The 21,695-nt window shown below is 69.6% G+C and carries 20 protein-coding genes; 14 read left to right on the top strand and 6 right to left on the bottom strand.

Annotated features, from left to right (window positions below):
* The first annotated feature begins 49 nt into the window (after window positions 1-49).
* The 13 genes from dusB to GGQ83_RS06895 all read left to right on the top strand — a co-directional run bounded on the left by dusB (window position 50) and on the right by GGQ83_RS06895 (window position 14,467).
* A complete protein-coding gene (dusB, locus tag GGQ83_RS06955; protein ID WP_184383626.1) occupies window positions 50-1,111 on the top strand; it encodes a tRNA dihydrouridine synthase DusB in 1,062 nt (353 codons plus the stop codon).
* Between the two features lie 17 nt (window positions 1,112-1,128).
* On the top strand, window positions 1,129-2,241 hold the full coding sequence (locus GGQ83_RS06950) for a two-component system sensor histidine kinase NtrB (RefSeq protein WP_242534932.1): 1,113 nt from the start codon (window positions 1,129-1,131) through the stop codon (window positions 2,239-2,241).
* The gene (gene ntrC, locus GGQ83_RS06945) at window positions 2,238-3,680 is read left to right on the top strand and encodes a nitrogen regulation protein NR(I) (protein WP_184383067.1); all 1,443 of its coding nucleotides are present in this window, start codon (window positions 2,238-2,240) and stop codon (window positions 3,678-3,680) included. Before GGQ83_RS06950 ends, ntrC begins: the two co-directional genes overlap by 4 nt.
* The gene (locus GGQ83_RS06940) at window positions 3,680-5,977 is read left to right on the top strand and encodes a sensor histidine kinase NtrY-like (RefSeq protein ID WP_184383066.1); all 2,298 of its coding nucleotides are present in this window, start codon (window positions 3,680-3,682) and stop codon (window positions 5,975-5,977) included. The genes ntrC and GGQ83_RS06940 overlap by 1 nt, the downstream gene beginning before the upstream one ends.
* Window positions 5,967-7,361, top strand: a complete 1,395-nt coding sequence (gene ntrX, locus GGQ83_RS06935; RefSeq protein ID WP_184383065.1) for a nitrogen assimilation response regulator NtrX — start codon at window positions 5,967-5,969, stop codon at window positions 7,359-7,361. Before GGQ83_RS06940 ends, ntrX begins: the two co-directional genes overlap by 11 nt.
* A 30-nt stretch (window positions 7,362-7,391) precedes the next feature.
* The gene (locus tag GGQ83_RS06930; RefSeq protein WP_184383064.1) at window positions 7,392-8,264 is read left to right on the top strand and encodes a D-amino-acid transaminase; all 873 of its coding nucleotides are present in this window, start codon (window positions 7,392-7,394) and stop codon (window positions 8,262-8,264) included.
* Window positions 8,261-8,932 (top strand): HAD family hydrolase, encoded by a 672-nt coding sequence (locus GGQ83_RS06925; RefSeq protein WP_184383063.1) that lies wholly within the window; start codon window positions 8,261-8,263, stop codon window positions 8,930-8,932. The genes GGQ83_RS06930 and GGQ83_RS06925 overlap by 4 nt, the downstream gene beginning before the upstream one ends.
* A 46-nt stretch (window positions 8,933-8,978) precedes the next feature.
* A complete protein-coding gene (hfq, locus tag GGQ83_RS06920) occupies window positions 8,979-9,305 on the top strand; it encodes an RNA chaperone Hfq (RefSeq protein ID WP_184383625.1) in 327 nt (108 codons plus the stop codon).
* Between the two features lie 94 nt (window positions 9,306-9,399).
* Window positions 9,400-10,617 (top strand): GTPase HflX, encoded by a 1,218-nt coding sequence (gene hflX, locus GGQ83_RS06915; protein ID WP_184383062.1) that lies wholly within the window; start codon window positions 9,400-9,402, stop codon window positions 10,615-10,617.
* Window positions 10,614-11,438 carry an inositol monophosphatase family protein gene (locus GGQ83_RS06910; RefSeq protein ID WP_184383061.1) on the top strand — a complete coding sequence of 275 codons (825 nt, stop codon included), beginning with the start codon at window positions 10,614-10,616 and terminating at the stop codon, window positions 11,436-11,438. The genes hflX and GGQ83_RS06910 overlap by 4 nt, the downstream gene beginning before the upstream one ends.
* Window positions 11,439-11,560: 122 nt before the next feature.
* Entirely contained in the window at window positions 11,561-12,880 is a 1,320-nt protein-coding gene (locus GGQ83_RS06905) for a citrate synthase (protein ID WP_184383060.1), read from the top strand.
* 6 nt (window positions 12,881-12,886) lie between these two features.
* Window positions 12,887-13,774, top strand: coding sequence for an S-methyl-5'-thioadenosine phosphorylase (locus GGQ83_RS06900; RefSeq protein WP_184383059.1), 888 nt, complete (start codon window positions 12,887-12,889; stop codon window positions 13,772-13,774).
* A gap of 3 nt (window positions 13,775-13,777) precedes the next feature.
* A complete protein-coding gene (locus GGQ83_RS06895) occupies window positions 13,778-14,467 on the top strand; it encodes a TIGR04282 family arsenosugar biosynthesis glycosyltransferase (protein ID WP_184383058.1) in 690 nt (229 codons plus the stop codon).
* Here the strand turns inward: GGQ83_RS06895 and GGQ83_RS06890 are convergent, their stop codons facing one another.
* The 6 genes from GGQ83_RS06890 to dctP (GGQ83_RS06865) all read right to left on the bottom strand — a co-directional run bounded on the left by GGQ83_RS06890 (window position 14,468) and on the right by dctP (GGQ83_RS06865) (window position 20,041).
* Window positions 14,468-14,635 carry a hypothetical protein gene (locus GGQ83_RS06890; protein ID WP_184383057.1) on the bottom strand — a complete coding sequence of 56 codons (168 nt, stop codon included), beginning with the start codon at window positions 14,633-14,635 and terminating at the stop codon, window positions 14,468-14,470. It lies immediately after the preceding gene.
* A 71-nt stretch (window positions 14,636-14,706) separates the two neighbouring features.
* Window positions 14,707-15,942: an ABC transporter substrate-binding protein gene (locus GGQ83_RS06885; protein ID WP_184383056.1), complete on the bottom strand. Its 1,236-nt coding sequence runs from the start codon at window positions 15,940-15,942 to the stop codon at window positions 14,707-14,709.
* Between the two features lie 68 nt (window positions 15,943-16,010).
* A complete protein-coding gene (locus GGQ83_RS06880; protein WP_184383055.1) occupies window positions 16,011-17,288 on the bottom strand; it encodes a TRAP transporter large permease in 1,278 nt (425 codons plus the stop codon).
* Window positions 17,285-17,887, bottom strand: a complete 603-nt coding sequence (locus tag GGQ83_RS06875) for a TRAP transporter small permease (protein WP_242534933.1) — start codon at window positions 17,885-17,887, stop codon at window positions 17,285-17,287. Before GGQ83_RS06875 ends, GGQ83_RS06880 begins: the two co-directional genes overlap by 4 nt.
* A gap of 74 nt (window positions 17,888-17,961) precedes the next feature.
* Complete coding sequence (gene dctP / locus GGQ83_RS06870; protein WP_242534934.1) at window positions 17,962-18,927, bottom strand: TRAP transporter substrate-binding protein DctP; 966 nt, start codon at window positions 18,925-18,927, stop codon at window positions 17,962-17,964.
* Between the two features lie 148 nt (window positions 18,928-19,075).
* The gene (dctP, locus tag GGQ83_RS06865; RefSeq protein WP_242534935.1) at window positions 19,076-20,041 is read right to left on the bottom strand and encodes a TRAP transporter substrate-binding protein DctP; all 966 of its coding nucleotides are present in this window, start codon (window positions 20,039-20,041) and stop codon (window positions 19,076-19,078) included.
* A 165-nt stretch (window positions 20,042-20,206) separates the two neighbouring features.
* Between dctP (GGQ83_RS06865) and GGQ83_RS06860 the strand changes: the two genes are divergently transcribed.
* Window positions 20,207-21,685 carry an N-acyl-D-amino-acid deacylase family protein gene (locus GGQ83_RS06860; RefSeq protein WP_184383052.1) on the top strand — a complete coding sequence of 493 codons (1,479 nt, stop codon included), beginning with the start codon at window positions 20,207-20,209 and terminating at the stop codon, window positions 21,683-21,685.
* Window positions 21,686-21,695 lie beyond the last annotated feature (10 nt).

Genomic DNA, 21,695 nt, shown 5'->3' with positions numbered 1-21,695 from the left:
AAGGGCGACATGGACGGCGGGCGCGGATTTGCGTATGGCTGCCCAAATGATGAGCAACCCCCTGCCTCAGCCCCTGGCGCCCATCACCCTCGCCCCGGGTGTGTGCATCCAGACGCCCGTCATCCTCGCCCCCATGTCGGGCGTGACGGACCTGCCATTCCGCCGTCTGGCGCGGGCCGAGGGCACGGGGCTCGTGGTGTCGGAGATGATCGCCTCCGCCGCCATGATCCGGGAGAACCGCCAGAGCCTGAAGATGGCCGAGGTTGCCAAGGAGATGGAGGGCTTCGGCGCCCCCAGCTCCGTCCAGCTGGCTGGCTGTGAGCCTACGGTCATGGCCGATGCCGCGCGCCTGGTGGTGGACCGGGGGGCGGCCATCGTGGACATCAATTTCGGTTGCCCGGTGAAGAAGGTGGCGGTGGGGCAGAGCGCGGGTTCGGCCCTGATGCGCGACGAGGTCCGGGCCGCCGCCATCCTGGAGGCCGTGGTCCGTGCCGTCTCCGTGCCCGTCACGCTGAAGATGCGCATGGGCTGGGACCACAACAGCCTGAACGCGCCGCGGCTGGCGCGCATCGCCCAGGAATGCGGCATCCGCCTCGTCACCATCCATGGGCGCACGCGCCAGCAGCTCTACACCGGCACGGCCAACTGGGCCTTCATCGCGCAGGTGAAGGCGGCGGTGGACATCCCCGTCATCGCCAATGGCGACATCCTCACCGTGGATGACGCGGCCGAGGCGCGGCGCCTGTCCGGGGCGGATGGCGTGATGATCGGCCGCGGCTGCTACGGGCGGCCCTGGTTCCCCCGCCAGGTCGCGGCCTTCCTGAACGAGGGGGTTCGCCTGCCCGACCCTACGCTCGCCGAGCAGCACGAGATCCTGCTGCGGCATTACCGCGCCATCCTCTCGCATCATGGCGTGAACACGGGGGTCCGCATGGCGCGCAAGCACATCGCCTGGTATTCGCGCGGCCTGCCCGGCAGCGCCGAGTTCCGGGCCCAGGTGAACCGCGTGGACACGCCGGAGGAGGCCGAGGCGCTGATGGACGGTTTCTACCGCCCCCTGATCGAGCGGGGCGTCGAGGCCTGCCGCGACGCCTTCCGCGAGGCGGCATGAGCAGGCGGCAACTGGCCATGCCACGCACGCGCCCTGGCAGCGACATGCCCGAAGCGGTGAACATCCTCTCCGCCTTGCCCATGCCCGCCGTGGTCCTGGACGGGGAAGACAATTTCCGCTTCGCCAACCCGGCGGCCGAGCTGTTCTTCCAGCACTCCCAGGTCACGCTGGCGAGCCTGCCGCTGGGCGATCTGCTGCCGCCCGACAACCGCCTCTTCGCGTTGCTGCACCAGGTGCGCCGCACGGACAGCCCGGTGGCCGACCACGACCTGACGCTGGAAAGCCCGCGCCTGCACCGTTCCGGCGTCTCGGCCTATGGCGCGCCCATGCCGGACATGCCCGGCGGCGTGGTGCTGATGCTGCAGGATGGCTCGACGGCCGCCATGCTCGACCGGCAGCTGCATTTCCTGGGGGCGGCGCGCGGCGCCACCGCCATGGCGGCGATGCTTGCGCATGAGGTGAAGAACCCGCTCTCCGGCATCCGCGGTGCGGCCCAGCTGCTGGAACAGGGCGCGTCGCAGGGCGATCGGGACCTCTGCATCCTCATCCAGGAGGAGGCGGACCGCATCCGCACCCTGGTGGACCGGATGGAGATGTTCTCCGACCGGCCCATCACGCCGCGCCCCGTGAACATCCATTCCGTGCTGGACCATGTGCGCCGCGTGGCGCAATCGGGCTTCGCCTGCCACCTGCGGATCGCCGAGGAGTACGACCCCTCGCTGCCGCCCGTCTGGGGCGACCGCGACCAGCTCATCCAGATCATGCTGAACCTGGTGAAGAACGCGGCCGAGGCGGTGGACCCGCGCGAGGGCGAGATCCAGCTCGGCACCGCCTACCACCATGGCGTTCGCATCGCCGTGCCCGGCTCCAACGAGCGTGTTCACCTCCCGCTGACCGTCACCGTGCGCGACAATGGCCCGGGCATTCCGGAGCCCCTGCGCGCCACCCTGTTCGAACCCTTCGTCACCACCAAGCGGGGCGGGCAGGGGCTGGGGCTCGCCATCGTCGCCAAGCTCGTCGCCAACCAGGGGGGGCTGATCGAGTGCGACAGCCGCCCCGGCCGCACCACCTTCCGCCTTTCCCTTCCCGCGCCGCCGCCCGGCGAGGACATGACCGAGACCGATGAATGACCGAGACGCGCACCATCCTGATCGCCGATGACGACCGCGCGATCCGCACTGTCTTGTCCCAGGCGCTGTCGCGCGCGGGCTACAATGTGCGCGCCACCTCCTCCGCCGCCACGCTGTGGCGCTGGGTGGAGGATGGGGAAGGGGACCTCGTCATCACCGATGTCGTGATGCCCGACGAGAATGGCCTCGACCTGCTGCCGCGCATGAAGCGCGTGCGGCCCGATCTGCGCGTGGTGGTGATGTCCGCGCAATCCACCTTCACCACGGCGGTGAAGGCGGCCCAGCGCGGCGCCTTCGAATACCTGCCCAAGCCCTTCGACCTGAAGGAATTGCTGGCGGTGGCCGAGCGCGCGTTGGCCCAGCCCGCCACGGCGCTTCCGCCCGATGACGGCCAGGAAGCGGGCGAGCGCCTGCCGCTGGTGGGCCGCTCGCCGGCCATGCAGGAGATCTACCGGACGGTGGCGCGCCTCACCACCGCCGACCTGACCGTCATGGTCACGGGCGAGAGCGGCACGGGCAAGGAACTCATCGCCCGCGCCCTGCACGACTACGGCAAGCGCCGCACCGGCCCCTTCGTGGCCATCAACATGGCCGCCATCCCGCGCGAACTGATCGAGAGCGAACTCTTCGGCCATGAGCGTGGCGCCTTCACCGGTGCGCTGACCCGTGGCATCGGCCGCTTCGAGCAGGCCGCCGGCGGCACGCTGTTCCTCGACGAGATCGGCGACATGCCGCCCGAGGCCCAGACCCGCCTGCTGCGCGTGCTGCAGGAGGGTGAGTTCACCACCGTTGGCGGCCGCAGCCCCGTGAAGGCCAATGTCCGCATCGTGGCCGCCACCCACCGCGACCTGCGCGCCGCCATCCGCGCGGGCCTGTTCCGCGAGGACCTGTTCTACCGCCTGAACGTGGTGCCCATCCGCCTGCCCCCCCTGCGCGAGCGCACCGAGGATATTCCCCTGCTGGCCCGGCATTTCCTGGAGCGCGCCCGCGCCTCCGGCCTGCCCGCCAAGTCGCTGAGCCCCGAGGCGCTGGAACGCCTCAAGCGCCACGCCTGGCCGGGCAATGCGCGCGAGCTGGAAAACCTGATGCGGCGCCTGGCCGCCCTCTACCCGCAGGAAATCATCGGGGAGGAGGCGGTCTCGGCCGAACTCGCCGAAGCCGATGCGCCCACCGATGGCGCGCCGCGCAGCGCCGAGACACTGGAACAGGCGGTCGAGCGCCACCTCAAGCTGTTCATGGCGGCCCACAAGGACGGCATGCCCGTGCGCGACCTGCATGAGCGCGTGATCAGCGAGGTGGAGCGGCCGCTGCTGCGCCTCGCCCTCTCCGCCACCAGGGGCAACCAGATCAAGGCGGCCGCGCTGCTCGGCCTCAACCGCAACACCTTGCGCAAGAAGCTGAAGGACCTCGACCTGCCCGTGGTGCGTGGGCTGACCTGATGGCCGTGGCGGCCCGCCCCCGCGTGCCCCTGCTGCGGCGGCTGGCCGACATGCTGCTGGGGCGCGGCGTGACGCTGGGTCTGGCGCTGGCCGCGCTGGTGATGGGGATCGCGACCTTCGTCGTGCTCTCCGACGGCTCGCCCTTCGGGCCGACCAGCCCAGGGCAGCTCGCGGCCATCTTCCTGGGCAACACCGCGGTCGTGCTGCTGCTGCTGGCCTCGCTGGCGGGGCGGCTCGTGCGCGTCTGGGCCGAGCGCCGGCGCGGCTCGGCCGGGTCGCGGCTGCACACGCGGCTCGTGCTGCTGTTCTCGGTGGTGGCGGTCGTGCCGGCCATGCTGGTGGCCGGCTTCTCGGTCACCTTCTTCAACCTGGGCATCCAGGCCTGGTTCAACGACCGTGTGCGGACGGCGCTGGAAGCCTCGCTCATCGCCTCGCGCGCCTATCTCCAGGAGCACCAGAACGCCATCCGCGCGGATGCGCTGGCCATGGTGAACGACCTCAACCGCGCGGTGGTCCTGCTGCCCGACCAGAACCTCGCCTTCGCGCGCGTGCTGGGCGGGCAGGCCAGTCAGCGCGGCCTGACCGAGGCGGTGATCTTCGAACCGCTGCTGGGGCGCATCGTCGCCCATGCCGGCGTCACCTCCGCCTTCATGCTGGCGCCACCGCCCGGCTGGGCCATCGACATCGCCCGCAATGGCGAGGTGGCGGTGGTCGCGGGCGAGGAGGAGGGGCGGGTGCGCGCGGTTCTCGCGCTGGCGCCGCAGACCGGCCTCATGATGATGATCGGCCGGCCGCTCGATGGCACGGTGTTGGAGCATATCAGCCGCACCGAGGCCGCCGTCACCGCCTACCAGGCGCTGGACCGAAACCGCGACGGCCTGCAGATCACCTTCATCATGATCTTCGCCGCCGGTGCGTTGCTGGTGCTGCTGGCGGCGGTGCTGATCGGCCTTGTGCTGGCCAACCAGCTGGCGCGGCCCATCTCGCGCCTCATCACCGCGGCCGAGCGGGTGCGGGCGGGCGACTTGTCCGTGCGCGTGGAGGAGGGCGATGCGGATGACGAGGTCGGCAGCCTGTCGCGCGCCTTCAACCGCATGACCAACCAGCTCGCCGCCCAGCGCAGCGAGCTGATGGAGGCCTACCGCCAGATCGCCGACCGGCAGAGCTTCACCGAGGCCGTGCTGGGCGGCGTTTCTGCGGGCGTGATCGGCCTCGACGCCGATCTCAGCATCAACCTGCCCAATCGCGGCGCCAGCAAGCTGCTGGGCCTCGACCTGGAGCGCGAGATCGGAAGACGCCTGGCCGAGGTGGTGCCGGAGTTCGCGCCCTTGCTGGCCGGCCCCGCCGGGCGCACGGCGGAAATCAAGCTGGGTTCCCCCTCGGAGCGCCGGACCCTGCTGGCCCGCCTCTCGCCCGAGATGGAGGGGCAGGGCTTCGTCGTCACCTTCGACGACATCTCCGCCCTGCTGACCGCCCAGCGCCAGGCGGCCTGGGCCGATGTGGCGCGGCGCATCGCGCACGAGATCAAGAACCCGCTGACGCCCATCCAGCTCAGCGCCGAGCGCCTCAAGCGCCGCTACCTCAAGCAGATCACGAACGACCCCGAGACCTTCACCGCCTGCACCGACACCATCGTGCGCCAGGTGGGCGACATCGGCCGCATGGTGGACGAGTTCAGCGCCTTCGCCCGCATGCCCCAGCCTGTGATTCGTGAGGAGGAATTGTCGCGCATCGTGGAGGAGGCGCTGGTGCTGCCACGAACCGGAAGCCCGGAAATTGCCTATGAATGGTCCTCGCCCGGCATGCCCGTGCATGTGGCCTGCGACCGGCGGTTGATCCAGCAGGCCCTGGCCAACCTGCTCCAGAACGCGGCCGATTCCATCCGCCTGCGCGCCCAGGCGGAGGCGCCGGCGGATGAGGAGGCGCCCGCCACGCCCTCCCGTTCCATGCCGCTCGGCCATATCCGGGTCAGCCTCGCGCCTGCATCCGGTGGGGCGGGCATGGTCGCGATCCGTGTCGAGGATGACGGCCTCGGCCTGCCCGAAGGCGAGGAGCGCGAGCGCCTGACGGAACCCTACGTCACCCACAAGCCCAAGGGCACCGGCCTTGGTCTTGCCATCGTGAAGAAGATCATGGAGGACCACGGCGGCCGCCTCCTGCTGGGGGATGCGGCGACCGGGCGCGGTGCGCGGGCGGAGCTGTTGCTGCCGCTCCGGCCGGCCGAAAGCAGCCCTGCGGAGGTCCGTGGGGCCGAGGCAGGCGGGGATGTGGTGATGGAGCGCGGCCATGGCGCATGACATCCTGATCGTGGATGACGAGCCGGACATCCGTGCCGTGATCGAGGGGATTCTCTCGGACGAGGGCTATGACACGCGTCAGGCGCACAACAGCGACACGGCCTTGCAGCAGTTCCGCGCGCGCAAGCCCTCGCTCGTGATCCTGGACATCTGGCTGCAGAATTCGCGCCTGGACGGGCTGGGCATCCTGGAGGCGATGCACCGCGAGGAGCCGCAGGTGCCCTGCGTGATGATCTCGGGCCATGGCACCATCGAGACGGCGGTGCAGGCCATCCAGCAGGGCGCCTACGACTTCATCGAGAAGCCCTTCAAGTCCGACCGCCTGCTGCTGATCGTCGAGCGCGCGCTGGAGGCCGCCCGGCTGCGCCGCGAGGTGAACGAGCTGCGCCTGCGCGCCGGCCCCGAGACGGAACTGCTGGGCGTCTCGCCGCACATTGCCCAGCTGCGCGGCGCCATCGACAAGGTGGCGCCCACCAATTCGCGCGTGCTGATCACGGGCCCCGCGGGCTCCGGCAAGGAGGTCGCGGCGCGCATGCTGCACGCCCGCTCCCGCCGCGCGGGCGAGCCCTTCGTGGCGCTGAACTGCGCCACGCTAAACCCGGCCCGCATCGAGGAGGAGCTTTTCGGCGTCGAGGCCCAGGGCGAGGCCCCGCGCCGCATCGGCACGCTGGAACGCGCCCATGGCGGCACCCTGCTGCTGGACGAGGTGGCGGACATGCCGCTGGAGACCCAGGGCAAGATCGTGCGCGCGCTTCAGGAGCAGGGCTTCGAGCGGGTGGGCGGTGCGACGCGCATCAAGGTGGATGCGCGCGTCATCGCCACCACCAACCGCGACCTCCAGGCCGAGATCGCGGGGGGCCGCTTCCGCGAGGATCTGTTCTATCGCCTCTCCGTGGTGCCGCTGCGCGTGCCCGCGTTGCGGGAGCGACGCGAGGACGTGCCGGTGCTGGCGCGTCATTTCGTGGCGCGCTCGGTGGAAGCCTCCGGCCTGCAACCACGTGACCTGGCCGAGGACACCATCGCCGCGCTGCAGACCTATGAATGGCCGGGCAATGTGCGCCAGCTTCGCAACCTGATCGACTGGCTGCTCATCATGGCGCCGGGCGAGGCGCAGGCGCCCATCCGTGCCGAGGCCCTGCCGCCCGAGATCGTATCCGCGGCGCCGGCCATGCTGCGGCTTGATCGTTCCAGCGAGATCATGACCCTGCCGCTGCGCGAGGCGCGGGAGATGTTCGAGCGGCAATACCTCGAAGCGCAGCTGATGCGCTTCGGCGGCAATATCAGCCGCACCGCCAATTTCGTGGGCATGGAGCGCAGCGCGCTGCACCGCAAGCTGAAATTCCTGAACGTCCAGGCGGAGGACAAGGCGGCCGGGACGGCCTAGACTGCCTGCCTCATTTGCGGAAAGCCCTGCATGTCCCGGATTGCCTATGTGAACGGCGCCTATCTGCCGCAGCGCAACGCCAGCGTGAACATTGAGGACCGCGGCTACCAGTTCGGTGACGGCATCTATGAGGTGGTGCATCTGCACGCCAACCGCTTCATCGACGAGGACCGCCACCTGGACCGGCTGGAGCGCAGCCTGAAGGAAATCGCGCTGCCCATGCCGATGCCGCGCGCGGCACTCCGCATGGTGCTGGTGGAGGTGGCGCGCCTCAACCGCGTCACCGAGGGGCTGCTCTACATGCAGGTGACGCGGGGCGTGGCCCGGCGCGACCACGCCTTCCCCACGAAGCCGGTGCCGCCGGCTCTGGTGGTCACCATCCGCCGCATCCCGCCCTATCCGCGCGATATCGCGCGCTGGACCATCAAGGCCATCACCACGCCCGACCTGCGCTGGGCGCGGCGCGACATCAAGAGCGTGAACCTGCTGCCCAATTGCCTGGCCCGCCAGGCGGCGCGCGAGCAGGGCGCGGGTGAGGCCATCCTCTACGACCCCGTGACCGGCATGGTGACCGAGGGGGCCGCCACCACGATCTGGATCGTGGATGCGGAGGGCGTGCTGCGGACCCGCCACCTCGATTCCGTGATCCTGCCCGGCTGCACCCGCGGCGCGCTCATCGCGGAGCTGGAGGCGGCGCGTATCCCCTACAGCCTGGAGGAATTCCACCGCGACGCGCTGGCCACGGCACGCGAGGTGTTCCTCACCTCCGCCACCTCCTTCGTGAAGCCCATCGTGGCCGTGGACGGCGTGGCGGTGGGCGATGGCACGCCGGGGCCGATGACGCGGCGCCTCTTCGACATCTTCGCGCGCCATGTCCACCAGCAGGCGGGCAATGCGGCATGAGGCCGCGCGCGCTGCTGTTCGATTGGGATAACACGCTGGTGGATGGCTGGGCCGCGATCCAATACGCGCTCAACACGACCTTTGCCGCCTTCGGCAAGCCCGCCTGGTCGCGCGAGGAGGTTCTGGCCAATGTCCGCAAATCCCTGCGTGACTCTTTCCCCATCCATTTCGGGGATGAGTGGGAGCGCGCGCGCGGCATCTTCTACGACGCGATCCACGCCACGCACCTCGACGCGGTGCGCCCGCTGCCGGGCACGGCGGTGATGCTGGAAGCGGCCGCATCCTGGCCGCTCGGCGTCGTCTCCAACAAGCAGGGCGCGCTGCTGCGCGAGGAGGCCGCGCATCTCGGTCTTGCCCAACATTTCAAGGTGCTTGTGGGCGCCGGCGACGCGGTGGCGGACAAGCCCAGCGCGGCCCCGCTGCTGATGGCGCTGCGTGCGCTCGACCTGCCGCCAGGTCCCGACATCTGGTATGTGGGCGACACCGCGATCGACATGGAAGCGGCGCGTGCGTCGGGCTGCCGCGCGGTGTTGCTCGGGGATGCGGCACATGACGGCGGCGTCACGCATTGTGCCCCAGATATGGCATTTGCGGATGGCGCTGCGCTGGCCGTGCATCTCTCAGCCCTGGACAAGCCCGCCGCAACCCGCGAGACTCAGCCCGGTTGAGCGACGAGCGGGCCTGCCCGCCATGAAGAAGAGGAAGGAGGCCACCATGGCCGAGAAGTCCCAGAACGTGCAGGACGTGTTCCTGAATCACGTGCGGAAGAGCAAGACGCCGGTGACGGTCTTCCTCGTGAACGGCGTGAAGCTCCAGGGCATCATCACCTGGTTCGACAATTTCTCCGTCCTGTTGCGCCGGGACGGGCACACGCAACTGGTCTACAAGCACGCCATCAGCACCGTGATGCCGGGCGCGCCCATCATGCTGTTCGACCCGCAGGCGGCCGCGCAGGCCGCGCCAGCGGCCGGCGGCGCCGCGCCCGTGCGCGAGACCACATTGACCATGAACCGGGAGCCCGCCACTGCCCGCGACGAGTGAGGAGACCGCGGCGCCACCCACCCGCGCCGCCGTCATCCTGCCCTATGGCCGCACGGCACGCGGCTCCGTCACCGAATTCGCAGCGCCCGGCGCCATGCCGCGCGCGGCGGAGGCGCGCCTTGCGGAGGCCGTGGGCCTCGCCGCCTCCATCGGGGTGATGATCGTCCACCAGGCGATCCATCCGCTGCGCGCCCGCCGGCCCTCCACCCTGCTGGGCGAGGGGCAGGTCGAGATGGTGCGCGCCGCGCTGGAGGAGCAGGAGGCCGGCCTCGTCGTCGTGGACGCCGCACTCACGCCCGTGCAGCAGCGCAACCTGGAACGCGCCTGGAAGGCCAAGGTCATCGACCGCACCGGCCTGATCCTGGAGATCTTCGGCGAGCGCGCCCGCACGCGCGAGGGCAGCTTGCAGGTCGAGCTCGCGCATCTGGAATACCAGCGCACGCGGCTCGTCCGCTCCTGGACCCACCTGGAGCGCCAGCGCGGTGGCTTCGGCTTCCTGGGCGGCCCCGGCGAAAGCCAGATCGAAATCGACCGCCGCCTGATCGGCGAGCGCATCGTGCGCCTCAAGAAGGAGCTGGAGCAGGTGCGCCGCACCCGCGGCCTGCACCGCAAGTCGCGTGAGCGCGTGCCCTATCCGGTCATTGCGCTGGTGGGCTACACCAATGCCGGCAAGTCCACGCTGTTCAATGCGCTGACCGGTGCGGGGGTGATGGCGCAGGACCAGCTCTTCGCCACGCTCGACCCCACCATGCGGCAGATCACGCTGCCTTCGGGACGGCCGGCCATCCTGTCCGACACGGTGGGCTTCATCAGCGAATTGCCCACGCAACTCGTCGAGGCCTTCCGTGCCACGCTGGAGGAGGTCGCCTCGGCCGACATCATCCTGCATGTGCGCGACGTGGCCCACCCCGACAGCGCGGCCCAGCGCGCCGATGTCCATGCCGTGCTGGATGGCATGGCCGGCGGCGAGCACGCGGCCATGGGCACCGACTGGCGCGCGCGAACCATCGAGGTGCTGAACAAGGCCGACCTGCTGGGCGGGCCAGAGGCCGTGGCCGCGCGCATCGAGGGCGGTCTCGCGGTCTCGGCCATGACGGGCGAGGGGCTCGACCAGCTCCGCGCCGCGCTGGACGAGCGGCTGTCGGCCGGCATGGTCACGGCTGAGCTGACCCTGACCTCCGCTGATGGCGCGCGCCTGGCCTGGCTCTACCGCCATGGCGAGGTGCTGGAGCGGGTGGAGGAAGAGGGCGCGGTGCGCCTGACCGTCCGCCTCTCGCCCGCCGACCGCGCGCGTTTCGGGCAGCTTCCATGAGAATTTCCGCGACCGCGGCGCGGGAGGTGGCGCAGCTTCTGCGGGCCGCCGCGCGCGCCGAGATCCTGCCGCGCTTCCGCCGTCTCGCCTCGGGCGATGTGCGGACCAAGTCCGGCCCGCTCGACCTCGTCACCGAGGCCGATGAGGCGGCCGAACGCCATATCGAGGCCGGGCTGCGCCGCCTCTTCCCCGATGCCGTCATCCTGGGCGAGGAGGCCGCGGCCGCCGACCCCACCAAGCTCACCAACATGGCCGAGGCGCGGCTGTGCATCGTGGTGGACCCGGTGGATGGCACGGCCAACTTCGCCGCGGGCGTCCCGCTCTTCGGCGTGATGGCGGCCGCGATCTACCAGGGCGAGACCATCGCCGCCTGGATCCATGACCCCCTGGGCGACGACACGCTGATCGCCCTGCGGGGCGAGGGGGCCTGGGTCGAGGGGCAGGAAGGCCACCTGCATGATTGCCGGGTCTCCGCCCCTGTGCCGCTCGCGCGCATGGTAGGCGCCATTTCCTGGGGCTTCATGCCGCGCGACCGGAAGGCGGCGGTGCTGCCCAAGCTCGCGGGCTTTGCGTCGGTCATGAACTTCCGCTGCGCGGCCCACGAATACCGCCTGGTGAACACGGGCGGCGCGCATGTGCTGGTCTATAACCGCTTGCTTCCCTGGGACCATGCGGCGGGCGTGCTCATCCATGCCGAGGCCGGCGGGTATTCGGCCCAGTTCGACGGCGCGCCCTATTCCCCCCTGCGCCACACCGGCGGGATCATCTGCGCGCCCGATCAGGCTGGTTGGGAAGAAGTCCGGGCCTGGCTCTTGGGCTGATCGCCGGGTGGTGGGCTTTCCACGTTACGGTGATGGACAAGCGCGGCCCAACGCTTATTCTGCGCCGCAACACGGCGCGAGGCGATAGAACCGGCGCCCCTTGTTTTCAGGAAGGTAACAGCATGAGCGGCAGCAACGGCTCCATCACGATCACCCTGGACGGCACCAACCGGAGCACGACGCTGCCCCTGCTGTCCGGCACCGAAGGCCCGGATGTCGCGGACATCCGCAAGCTCTATGCCAATCTTGGCATCTTTACCTTCGACCCCGGCTATGGCGAGACCGCCAGCTGCGAGAGCAAGATCACCTATATCGACGGCGATGCCGGGGTGCTCATGTACCGCGGCTACCCGATCGAGCAGCTTGCCGAGCAGAGCGACTTCACCGAGGTCTGCTACCTGCTGATGAATGGTGACCTGCCGAACGCCAAGGAATTCAAGGAATTCCGCAATGGCGTGACCTACCACACCATGGTCCATGAGCAGATTCGCAACTTCTTCAACGGCTTCCGACGTGACGCGCATCCCATGGCCATCCTCTGCGGGGTGGTGGGCGCGCTGGCCGCCTTCTACCACGACAACCTCGACATCAATGACCCCGAGCAGCGGCGCATCGCGGCCTTCCGCCTGATCGCGAAGGTGCCGACCATCGCGGCCATGGCCTACAAGTATTCGCTCGGCCAGCCCTTCGTGTATCCGAAGAACGCGCTGGCCAATGGCCCGCAGGGCTATGCGCGCAACTTCATCCACATGCTGAAGTCCGTGCCGGCCGAGGAATATGACGTTCCCGACGTGCTGGCCAAGGCGATGGACCGCATCCTGATCCTGCACGCGGACCATGAGCAGAATGCCTCCACCTCCACGGTGCGCCTCGCGGGTTCGACGGGCGCCAACCCCTTCGCCTGCATCGCGGCCGGCATTGCGGCCCTCTGGGGCCCCGCCCATGGCGGCGCCAACGAGGCCGTGCTGAAGATGCTGGCCGAGATCGGCGATGTGAAAAACATCCCGGCCTTCATCGAGGGCGTGAAGGACAAGAACAGCAACGTGAAGCTGATGGGCTTCGGCCACCGGGTCTACAAGAACTTCGACCCGCGCGCGAAGATCATGAAGGAAAGCTGCGACGAGGTGCTCGCGGCCCTCGGCGTCGAGCACGAGCCGCTGCTGGAGATCGCGCGCGAGCTGGAGCGCATCGCGCTCAGCGACGATTACTTCATTTCGCGCAAGCTCTATCCGAACGTGGACTTCTATTCCGGCATCATCCTGAAGGCGATGGACATCCCGACCAGCATGTTCACCGTGATCTTCGCCGTCGCCCGCACGGTGGGCTGGGTGAGCCAGTGGAAGGAGCTGGTGGAGGACCCCGCGCAGCGCATCGGCCGCCCGCGCCAGATCTACACGGGGGCCTCCAAGCGCGACTACAAGCCGCTGTCCGAGCGCGGCTGACCCTCCATGTCCGACCAGTTCCAGCCCGTCATCGGGATCATCGGCGGTTCCGGCATCTATGACATTGACGGGCTGGAGGGGCGCGAGTGGAAGCGCGTCTTCACCCCCTGGGGCGAACCCTCGGACGAGATGCTCTTCGGCACGCTGGGCGGGGTGCGCTGCGTCTTCCTGCCGCGCCACGGCAAGGGCCACCCGCTGCCGCCCTCCGCGCTGAACTACCGCGCGAACATTGATGCGCTGAAGCGGTCGGGTGTCACGGACGTGATCTCCCTCTCGGCCGTCGGTTCGCTCAGGGCGCAACTGCCACCCGGGCATTTCGTCATCGTGGACCAGTTCATCGACCGCACCTTCGCGCGGGAGAAATCCTTCTTCGGGCCGGGCTGTGTCGCGCATGTCAGCGTGGCGCACCCGACCTGTCCGCGCCTGTCCGACGCAGCCGAGGCGGCGGGACAGGAAATCGGCCTGCCGATGACCCGCGGCGCCACCTACCTGGTCATGGAAGGCCCGCAATTCAGCACCAAGGCCGAGAGCGAACTCTACCGCGCCTGGGGCTGCGACGTGATCGGCATGACCAACATGCCCGAGGCCAAGCTCGCACGAGAAGCGGAGCTTTGCTACGCCTCGGTCGCCATGGTGACCGATTTCGACTGCTGGCACCCCGACCATGACCACGTGACGGTGGACCAGGTGGTGAAGGTGCTCCAGGGCAATGCCGAGAAGGCACGCGCCCTGGTCAAGGCGCTGATCCCGCGCATCGGCGCCCCGCGCGGCGCCTGCCCTGCCGGCTGCGACCGCGCACTGGAATATGCGCTGATCACGGCGCCGGAAAAGCGCGACCCGGCACTGCTGGCCAAGCTCGATGCCGTCGCCGGCCGGGTGCTGAACGCGGCCTGACCGATGCAGGCCGCATTCGGGTTGATGTGCAAGGCGCCACGCCCCGGCGTCAGCAAGACGAGGCTCGCCGCGGTGGTGGGCGCGGCGCGCGCGGCGCAACTGGCGCGCGCCTTCCTGCTGGACAGCGCCGACATCCTGCGCTTCCTCGCCCCGCGCTATGCCGCCACGCTCACGGCCTTCCACACGCCCGCCGATGCGGAGCAGGAGATCGCCGCGCTGTTGCCTGGTTGGGCCCTGACGCCACAGCCGGGCGGTGACCTTGGCGCACGGATGGGGGCAGCATTCGACGCCCTGTTCCAGCCCGGCATCGGCTGCGCCCTGCTGACCGGCACGGACGCGCCGACCTTGCCGCCGGCCTTGCTGGAACTGCTGCCCGCCGCGGTCGCGGCCGGTGCGGATGCGGCGCTGATCCCGGCCCTGGATGGCGGCTATTGCGCCATCGCCATGGCGCGTCCGTTGCCCGCGCTGCTGGATGGAATGCCCTGGAGCGCGCCCGGCCTGCTGGACGCCACCCGCGCCCGGGCGGCGGCGGAGGGGCTACGCCTGGACGTGCTCCAGCCCTGGCATGACGTGGACGGCGCCGAGGATCTTGACCTGCTGCGCCTCAGCCTGGCCGCTGCGCAGCCGCCCGGCTGTTCGCCCCTGCCGCCCTATCGCGCCAATCACAGCCGGGTGGCGCTGGAAGCGGCCTGATCAGGCCTTGGCGGCCGCGCGCCGGCTGATGCGGCCTTCCCTCGCCGCACGGCGCAGCGCGCATAGCCCGACCACACCCGCCGTGCCGGCGACGGCACCCAGGGTGAAGGCGCCACGCACCGCCATCTTCGTCAGCACGACCTGCGCGCACAGCAGCTTCAGGACCATCTTCGCCTCCTATCGGATGGCTTTGAGATGGGCCTGAAGCACCAAGCCCGCAAGCGTCAGCCGCGCAGCCGTCAACCCCGGACCAGCGGGCAGCCGCCATCGGCCATGGGGCGGAAGGCCTCCTCGGCCGGCACGGTCGCGCGCAGCTTGTAGAAATCCCACATGCCGCGGCTCTCGGCGGGCGACTTCACCTCGAAGAGATAGGCCGGGTGGATCTTGCGGCCATCCTCGCGCACGCGCCCGGGGCCGAAGGCGTCATCATCGGTCGGCATGCGCTTCATCACGTTGATGACCTCGATGCCCGAGGCCTTGGCGCGCGCGGCGCCCACCTCGGCCACGGCCTTGAGGTAGTGGATGGCGCAGGAATAGGTGCCGGCGTGCTCCTGGCTCGGCATGTTGTCCGGCGTGCGGCGCAGGATGCGTTGCGCGAGGCCCCGCGTGCGGTCGTTCAGGTCGTGGTAGAAGACCTCGCTCATCACCATGCCCTGGGCGGATTCCAGGCCGATGGTGCGGATGTCCTGCACGAACATGATCATCCCGGCCAATTGCTGGCCACGGCGCATCAGCCCGAACTCGTGCGCCTGCTTCACGCAGTTCTGCATGTCGCCGGCGGCCATGGCGAGGCCCACCACCTTCGCGCGGCTGGCCTGCGCCTGGAGCAGGAAGCTGCTGAAATCGGTCGTGCCGGGGAAGGGGTAGCGCGCGCTGCCTGCCACGCGCCCGCCCGCGCGGGTCACGAACTGGGTGGTGTCGCGTTCCAGCTGGTGGCCGAAGGCGTAGTCGGCCGTGATGAAATACCAGCTGTCCCCGCCCGAGCGCACCGTGGCCCCGCCCACCACATTGGCGAACATCCAGGTGTCATAGGTCCAGTGCAGGGTGTGGGTGCTGCACTGCGGGCCGGTCAGCGCGGAGGATGCGGCACCCGAGGCGAGCTGCACCTTGTCCCGCTCCCGCATCAGGTTGGCGACAGCGAGGGCGATGGCGGAGTTGTTCACCTCGCAGATCATGTCCACGCCCTGGGTGTCGATCCAGCGCCGCGCCAGCGCCAGGGCGGCGTCGGGGCGGTTGAGGTGGTCGCCCTGGATCACCTCGACGTTGATGCCCCGCTGCGCCATGCCGAGATCCTCGATGGCCTGCTGCACGGCGGCGACCGAGGTGGGCCCGGAGGTGTCGCGGTAGGGGCCCGAGAAATCGGCCAGCACGCCGATGCGGATGGTGTTGTCGCGGCTCTGGGCGCGGCCCGCGACAGGAAGGGCGGCGACGCCCAGCGCGCCGCCCATTGCGGTGCGGCGGGTGATGCTTGTCATTGTTCGTTTCCTCGGCACTAGTGGCCAAGGGATGCTGCGCGGCGCCGCGACGCCGCGCAAGGGGAGGTTCAGCGAAACACGAGGTGGGGCAGGAACAGCACCAGCGTCGGCACATAGGTGATGACCATGAGGCAGGCGAAGACCACGCCGATGAACACCACAAGGTAGCGCATCATCTGGTCCACTCCGCAGCCCGCCACCTGGGCGGCCGCGAAGAGGTTCACGCCGAAGGGCGGGGTGATCATGCCCAAGGCCAGGTTCACCACCATGATGGTGCCGAAATGCACCGCGTCCACGCCGAGCCGCCCCGCCGCCTCCTGCAGGATGGGGGCGAGCACGATGATGGAGGCCGAGGTCTCCACGAACATCCCCACCAGGAACAGGAACAGGTTCACCACCAGCAGGAACAGCGCCGGGCTGTCGAAGGAGGTGGCGAGCCAGGCCGCCGCCGCGTCCGGCACGCCCTGGCGGTTCAGCAGCCAGGAGAACAGCCCCGCGCAGGCGATGATGAACAGGATCACCGCCGACGTGATGACGCTCTTGCGGAAGATGGGAAACAGGTCCGGCAGGCGGATTTCGCGGTGGATCACCACGCCCACGATGAGCGCGTAGACCACCGCGATGACCGAGGCCTCGGTCGGCGTGGTGATGCCGCCATAGATGCCGCCCAGCACCACCACGGGCATCATCAGCGCCCAGCCGGCCTGGCGCGTGGCGGTCAGGAAAGGCAGGCGGCCCTCGCCATCCTGCTTGCCCCAGCCCTTGATGCGGCACCAGACCAGCACCGTGGCGATGAGAGCGCCCGCGATCAGGATGCCCGGCCCGATGCCCGCGATGAACAACTCCGGGATCGAGGTCTGGGTGGTGACGCCATAGAGGATCATGGGGATGGAGGGCGGGATGACCACGCCCAGCTCCGCAGCCGTGGCCTGGAGTGCGGCCGCGAAGCCCACCGGATAGCCCGCCCGCACCAGCGCCGGGATCATGATGGCGCCGATGGCGAAGGTGGTCGCGACCGAGGAACCGCTGATGGCCGCGAAGATCATGCAGGTGACGACGCAGGTCGCCGGCAACCCGCCCTGGATGCCGCCCACGATGGAGCGCGCGAATTCCACCAGCCGGCGGGAAATGCCGCCCATCTCCATCAGCGCACCCGCCAGGATGAAGAAGGGGATGGCCGCCAGCGGGAACTTGTCCAGCGCCACGAACAGCTGCTGCGCCGCCACGATCATGGGGAAGGAGGTGAAGCCCGCGATCCCCACCACGGCCGAGATGCCGATCGCGATCGCGACCGGCACGGCGGCCGCGAAGAGCACCAGCATCACGGTCAGCATCATGCCGCTCATAGGGCGGTCTCCAGCTCGTCGGTGGGCTTTCGGTCGAGGAAATGGGCGATGGCGCCGATCATGGCGAAGCAGGCCCCGATGGGGATGGCGGCATAGCCCCAGGACATCGAGACCTCGAGCCCAGCCATCTCCTGGAACTTCACCCGTTCGGCCATCATCCAACCGAACCAGAACATGACGCCGAGAAACGAGAGGATGGCGGCCAGCGAGGCCGCCTCTAGCGCGCGCTGCACGGTGCCCCTGCTGAGGCGGCGCGCGACATCAATGGACACCAGCGCCCCGGCGCGCAGCGCCACCGCGACGCCGATGAAGGCGACCCAGACGATGGCGGTGCGGACCAGCGCCTCGGACCAGACCGAGGGGGTCTCGGTCGCGAAGCGCGCCACCACCTGCCAGGCGCCGGCGGCCACGGCCACGGCCATGGCGAGGGTGGCGAGGATGGCCGCGGCCCCGCTGGTGAGGCGATCCACCGCCAGGAAGGTGCGGCGCATCCGTGCCCGCGCGCCCGCCTCGCCCGAGCCGGCCCAGAGGGCCAGCGCCACGGCCAGCACCGTGGCCACCCCCATGATCTGGAGCGGCAGGACATTCATCGCATTCATGAAAAACCCCCGGCGGGCAGACGAAGGGGGCGCGGCGGAACCGCGCCCCCGGACAGTTGAGGCTCAGCCCTGGCTCAGTTCGCGCGCCAGTCGCGGATGCGGCGCAGCAGGGCGGCGTCCAGGCTGCGCTCCCATTCGGCGAAGGCAGGCGCCAGCGCTTCCTGGAAGGCGGCGGTGTTCACGGTCGTGACCACGGTCATGCCGCGGCTGCGCAGCAGTTCCACGCCGTTCGCGTCGTCCTGCGTCACGCGGTCGCGGTTGGCGCGCTGGGCGGCGCGGGCCGCGGTCATGAAATGCTCGCGGTCGGCGGGGGTCATGCGCTGCATGAGGCCTGGGTTACAGATCATGACGGAGGGCGAATAGACGTGGTTCGTCAGCGTCATGTAGCGCTGCACCTGGTTCAGGTTGTTCGCCACGATCACCGAGATCGGGTTTTCCTGCCCATCCACCGTGCCTTGCTGCAGGGCCGGCACCAGCTCGCTGAAGGCCATGGGCGTCGGCAGGGCGCCCAGCACCGTGAAGGCCCGCATATGGACCTGGTTCTCCATGGTGCGGACCTTGAGGCCGCGCAGGTCGGCCGGCAGGTTCACCTCGCGGCGGGAATTCGTCAGGTGGCGGAAGCCGTTCTCCGTCCAGATCACGCCGTGCAGGCCGCGCGCGCTGAAGCGGCCCAGGACCTGCTGGCCGATTTCGCTGTCCAGCACGCCACGGGCATGGGCGGTGTCGCGGAACAGGAAGGGCACGTCGAAGATGCGGACCTCCGGCACGAAGTTGCCGACGGGGCCGGTGGAGGTGAAGGTGCAGTCGATGGTGCCGATCTGCACGCTCTCGACCATCTCGCGCTCATTGTCGTTGCGCTGGGCCACGACGCGATAGCGGCCATTGGTCAGGCGCTCGAACACCTCCTTGATGGCGGCCGGGCCGACGCCGGTGTGGCTGTTGGCCGGCAGGGCGTGCTGGATGGTGATCTGCGTCTGTGCGATGGCGGGGCCGGCCAGGAAGGCGGCGATACCCGCCGCCAGCGCCGAACGTCGGAACATGGACATTTCGTTTTTCTCTCCCTGAGTATCAATTGCATAGGGCATGTTCCGGCCCGGTTGCAATCGGACAATCGGGCGAGGGCTGGGCGATCGAAAAAGGGGTGCCGGTCGCCCGGCACCCCCCCTCGCTTCCCGATGAGGCCGGCGCTCAGTTCGGCTGCCAGTCCCGGATGCGGCGCAGCAGGGCCGCGTTCAGCGTGCGCTCATATTCGGCGAAGGCGGGGGCCAGCGCCTCCTGGAAGGCGGCGGTGTTCACGGTCGTCACCACCGTCATGCCGCGCCGGCGCAGCTCCTCCACGCCCGATTCCTCATCGGCCGTGACGCGGGCGCGGTTGGCGGCGACGCCCGCGCGGGCCGCTTCCTGGAAGGCCGCGCGGTCGGCGGCCGACATGCGGGCCAGCAGCGCCGGGTTGCAGATCAGCACGGCCGGCGAATAGACGTGGCTGGTCAGCGTCAGGAAGCGCTGCACCTGGTTCAGGTTGTTGGCGACGATGACCGGGATGGGGTTTTCCTGCCCGTCCACCGTGCCCTGCTGGAGCGCGGGCACCAGCTCGCTGAAGGCCATCGGCGTGGGCAGCGCGCCCAGCGTGGAGAAGGCGCGCATGTGCACCTGGTTCTCCATGGTCCGCACCTTCAGCCCGCGGATATCGGCGGGGTTGTTCACCTCGCGCCGGGAATTGGTGAGGTGGCGGAAGCCGTTCTCCATCCAGGCCACGCCCGCAAGGCCCCGGGCGTTGAAGCGGCCGAGCAATTCCTGGCCGATGGGTCCGTCCAGCACGCCGCGGGCATGGGCGCTGTCGCGGAACAGGAAGGGCACGTCCAGGTTGCGGGTGTCGGGCACGAAGTTGCCGACGGGGCCGGTGGAGGTGATGACGCACTCGATCGTGCCGATCTGCACGCTCTCGATCGCCTCGCGCTCATTGTCGTTGCGCTGGATGACGACGCGGTAGCGGTTCCCGGCGGCGCGCTCGAAGGCCTCCTTCAGCGCGGTCGCGCCGGCGCCGTAATGGCTGTTCAGCGGCAGCGGGTGCTGGATGGTGATCTGGGTCTGCGCGGCGGCGGGGCCGGCCAGCAGGGCGGTGAGCCCGGCGGCCAGGGCGGTGCGGCGGAACATGGGCATTTCCTGATTTCTCCCTCTTCTGAGGGCATGGATTAAGTAGCATCCGGCACCTTTGCAATCGGCCTGCCAGGTTTGCAATCGGCCTGCCAGGAGGTTGGCGCGGGACGATCCCGGGTTCATCCTGTCAGACGATTCCGCCCTTCACATGAGGTTCCGCCCATGCCCCTGCGCTGTGATCTGGTGATCCGGGACGCCACCGTGCTGGATGGCACCGGCGCCCCCCGCTTCACCGCCGATGTGGCGGTGGAGGGCGACCGTGTGGTGGCCGTGGGCGAACTCGGCTCGGCCTCGGGCCAGGCGGAGCTGGACGCCAAGGGCCTCGCCCTCGCCCCCGGCTTCATTGACGCCCACACCCATGACGACCGCGCCGTGCTCTGCGGCCCCAACTGCCTGCACTGCAAGTCGAGCCAGGGCGTCACCACCGTGGTGGTGGGCAATTGCGGCGTCAGCCTCGCCCCCGCGCGCATGAGCAAGCGCCCGCCGCCGCCGCTGGACCTGCTGGGCGATGAGAGCTGGTTCACGCTGGGCAGCTTCGGCGAATACGCGGAGGCGTTGGCGAAGAACCCGCCCGCCGTGAACACGCTGGCCTTCTGTGGCGCGCAATCGCTGCGCGTGGAGGCGATGGAGGGCGATGTCTACCGCGCCGCCAAGGACCACGAGATCGCCCGCATGCAGGACCGCCTGCGCGAGAGCCTGCGCCAGGGCGCCTGCGGCTTCACCACCGGCCTCTACTACGCCCCCAATGCCCAGGCGACGACCGAGGAATGCATCGCCATCGCCTCCGTGCTGGCCGAGGAAGGCGGCCTCTACGCCACCCATATGCGCGACGAGGCCGACCATGTGCTGGACAGCATCCGCGAGACGCTGCGGGTGGGGCGCGAGGCGGGGCGCGAGGGCGCGCCGCTCGAAGTGGTCATCAGCCACCACAAGTGTTCCATGAGCGAGAATTTCGGCCGTTCGCGCGAGACGCTGGCCCTGATGGACACGCTGGGCCAGGACCAGCCCGTGGCCTATGACGTCTATCCTTATCCTGCGGGCTCCACCGTGCTGATGCCGGACAAGCTTCGCCAGGATGTGAAGGTGCAGATCACGTGGTCGGTGCCGCATCCGGACCAGGCGGGGCGCGACCTGGATGACATCGCGCAGGATTGGGGCATGACGCGGCGCGCGGCGGCCGAGAAGCTGCAGCCCGCCGGCGCCATCAGCTTCATGATGGACGAGGCCGATGTGCAGCGCATCATGGCCCACCCCCGCAGCATGATCGGCAGCGACGGCATCCCGCATGACGAGAAGCCGCACCCGCGCCTCTGGGGCACCTTCCCGCGCGTGCTGGGCCGCTATGTGCGGGACTTGCAGCTGTTCAGCCTGGAGACCGCCATCCACAAGATGACCGGCCGCACCGCGCAGATCTTCGGCATTCCGGACCGCGGCGTGATCCGCGCCGGTGCCTTCGCGGACCTGGTGCTGTTCGACCCGACGCGGGTGCGCGACCACGCGACCTACAAGAACCCGACCGCGCTGTCGGAGGGTGTTGTGAAGGTGTGGTGCAACGGCATCCCCACCTTCAAGGAGGGTGCGGCGACCACCACCGCCGCCGCCGGCCGCTTCCTCGGCAACCCGAGGCGGCTTGCCGCGTGAGGGGCGCCGC

The organism is Roseococcus suduntuyensis, from assembly GCF_014196305.1.
Taxonomy (GTDB): Bacteria; Pseudomonadota; Alphaproteobacteria; order Acetobacterales; family Acetobacteraceae; genus Roseococcus; species Roseococcus suduntuyensis.
The sequence above is the reverse complement of the archived record's forward strand: the minus strand, read 5'-3'. Positions and strand labels throughout refer to the sequence as shown.

Bases quoted from the DNA above. Each gene is read 5' to 3' on its own strand.
- dusB (WP_184383626.1), top strand. From the start codon at position 50: ATGAGCAACCCCCTGCCTCAGCCCCTGGCGCCCATCACCCTCGCCCCG.
- GGQ83_RS06950 (WP_242534932.1), top strand. From the start codon at position 1,129: ATGCCACGCACGCGCCCTGGCAGCGACATGCCCGAAGCGGTGAACATC.
- ntrC (WP_184383067.1), top strand. From the start codon at position 2,238: ATGACCGAGACGCGCACCATCCTGATCGCCGATGACGACCGCGCGATC.
- GGQ83_RS06940 (WP_184383066.1), top strand. From the start codon at position 3,680: ATGGCCGTGGCGGCCCGCCCCCGCGTGCCCCTGCTGCGGCGGCTGGCC.
- ntrX (WP_184383065.1), top strand. From the start codon at position 5,967: ATGGCGCATGACATCCTGATCGTGGATGACGAGCCGGACATCCGTGCC.
- GGQ83_RS06930 (WP_184383064.1), top strand. From the start codon at position 7,392: ATGTCCCGGATTGCCTATGTGAACGGCGCCTATCTGCCGCAGCGCAAC.
- GGQ83_RS06925 (WP_184383063.1), top strand. From the start codon at position 8,261: ATGAGGCCGCGCGCGCTGCTGTTCGATTGGGATAACACGCTGGTGGAT.
- hfq (WP_184383625.1), top strand. From the start codon at position 8,979: ATGGCCGAGAAGTCCCAGAACGTGCAGGACGTGTTCCTGAATCACGTG.
- hflX (WP_184383062.1), top strand. From the start codon at position 9,400: ATGCCGCGCGCGGCGGAGGCGCGCCTTGCGGAGGCCGTGGGCCTCGCC.
- GGQ83_RS06910 (WP_184383061.1), top strand. From the start codon at position 10,614: ATGAGAATTTCCGCGACCGCGGCGCGGGAGGTGGCGCAGCTTCTGCGG.
- GGQ83_RS06905 (WP_184383060.1), top strand. From the start codon at position 11,561: ATGAGCGGCAGCAACGGCTCCATCACGATCACCCTGGACGGCACCAAC.
- GGQ83_RS06900 (WP_184383059.1), top strand. From the start codon at position 12,887: ATGTCCGACCAGTTCCAGCCCGTCATCGGGATCATCGGCGGTTCCGGC.
- GGQ83_RS06895 (WP_184383058.1), top strand. From the start codon at position 13,778: ATGCAGGCCGCATTCGGGTTGATGTGCAAGGCGCCACGCCCCGGCGTC.
- GGQ83_RS06890 (WP_184383057.1), bottom strand. From the start codon at position 14,635: ATGGTCCTGAAGCTGCTGTGCGCGCAGGTCGTGCTGACGAAGATGGCG.
- GGQ83_RS06885 (WP_184383056.1), bottom strand. From the start codon at position 15,942: ATGACAAGCATCACCCGCCGCACCGCAATGGGCGGCGCGCTGGGCGTC.
- GGQ83_RS06880 (WP_184383055.1), bottom strand. From the start codon at position 17,288: ATGAGCGGCATGATGCTGACCGTGATGCTGGTGCTCTTCGCGGCCGCC.
- GGQ83_RS06875 (WP_242534933.1), bottom strand. From the start codon at position 17,887: ATGAATGCGATGAATGTCCTGCCGCTCCAGATCATGGGGGTGGCCACG.
- dctP (WP_242534934.1), bottom strand. From the start codon at position 18,927: ATGTTCCGACGTTCGGCGCTGGCGGCGGGTATCGCCGCCTTCCTGGCC.
- dctP (WP_242534935.1), bottom strand. From the start codon at position 20,041: ATGTTCCGCCGCACCGCCCTGGCCGCCGGGCTCACCGCCCTGCTGGCC.
- GGQ83_RS06860 (WP_184383052.1), top strand. From the start codon at position 20,207: ATGCCCCTGCGCTGTGATCTGGTGATCCGGGACGCCACCGTGCTGGAT.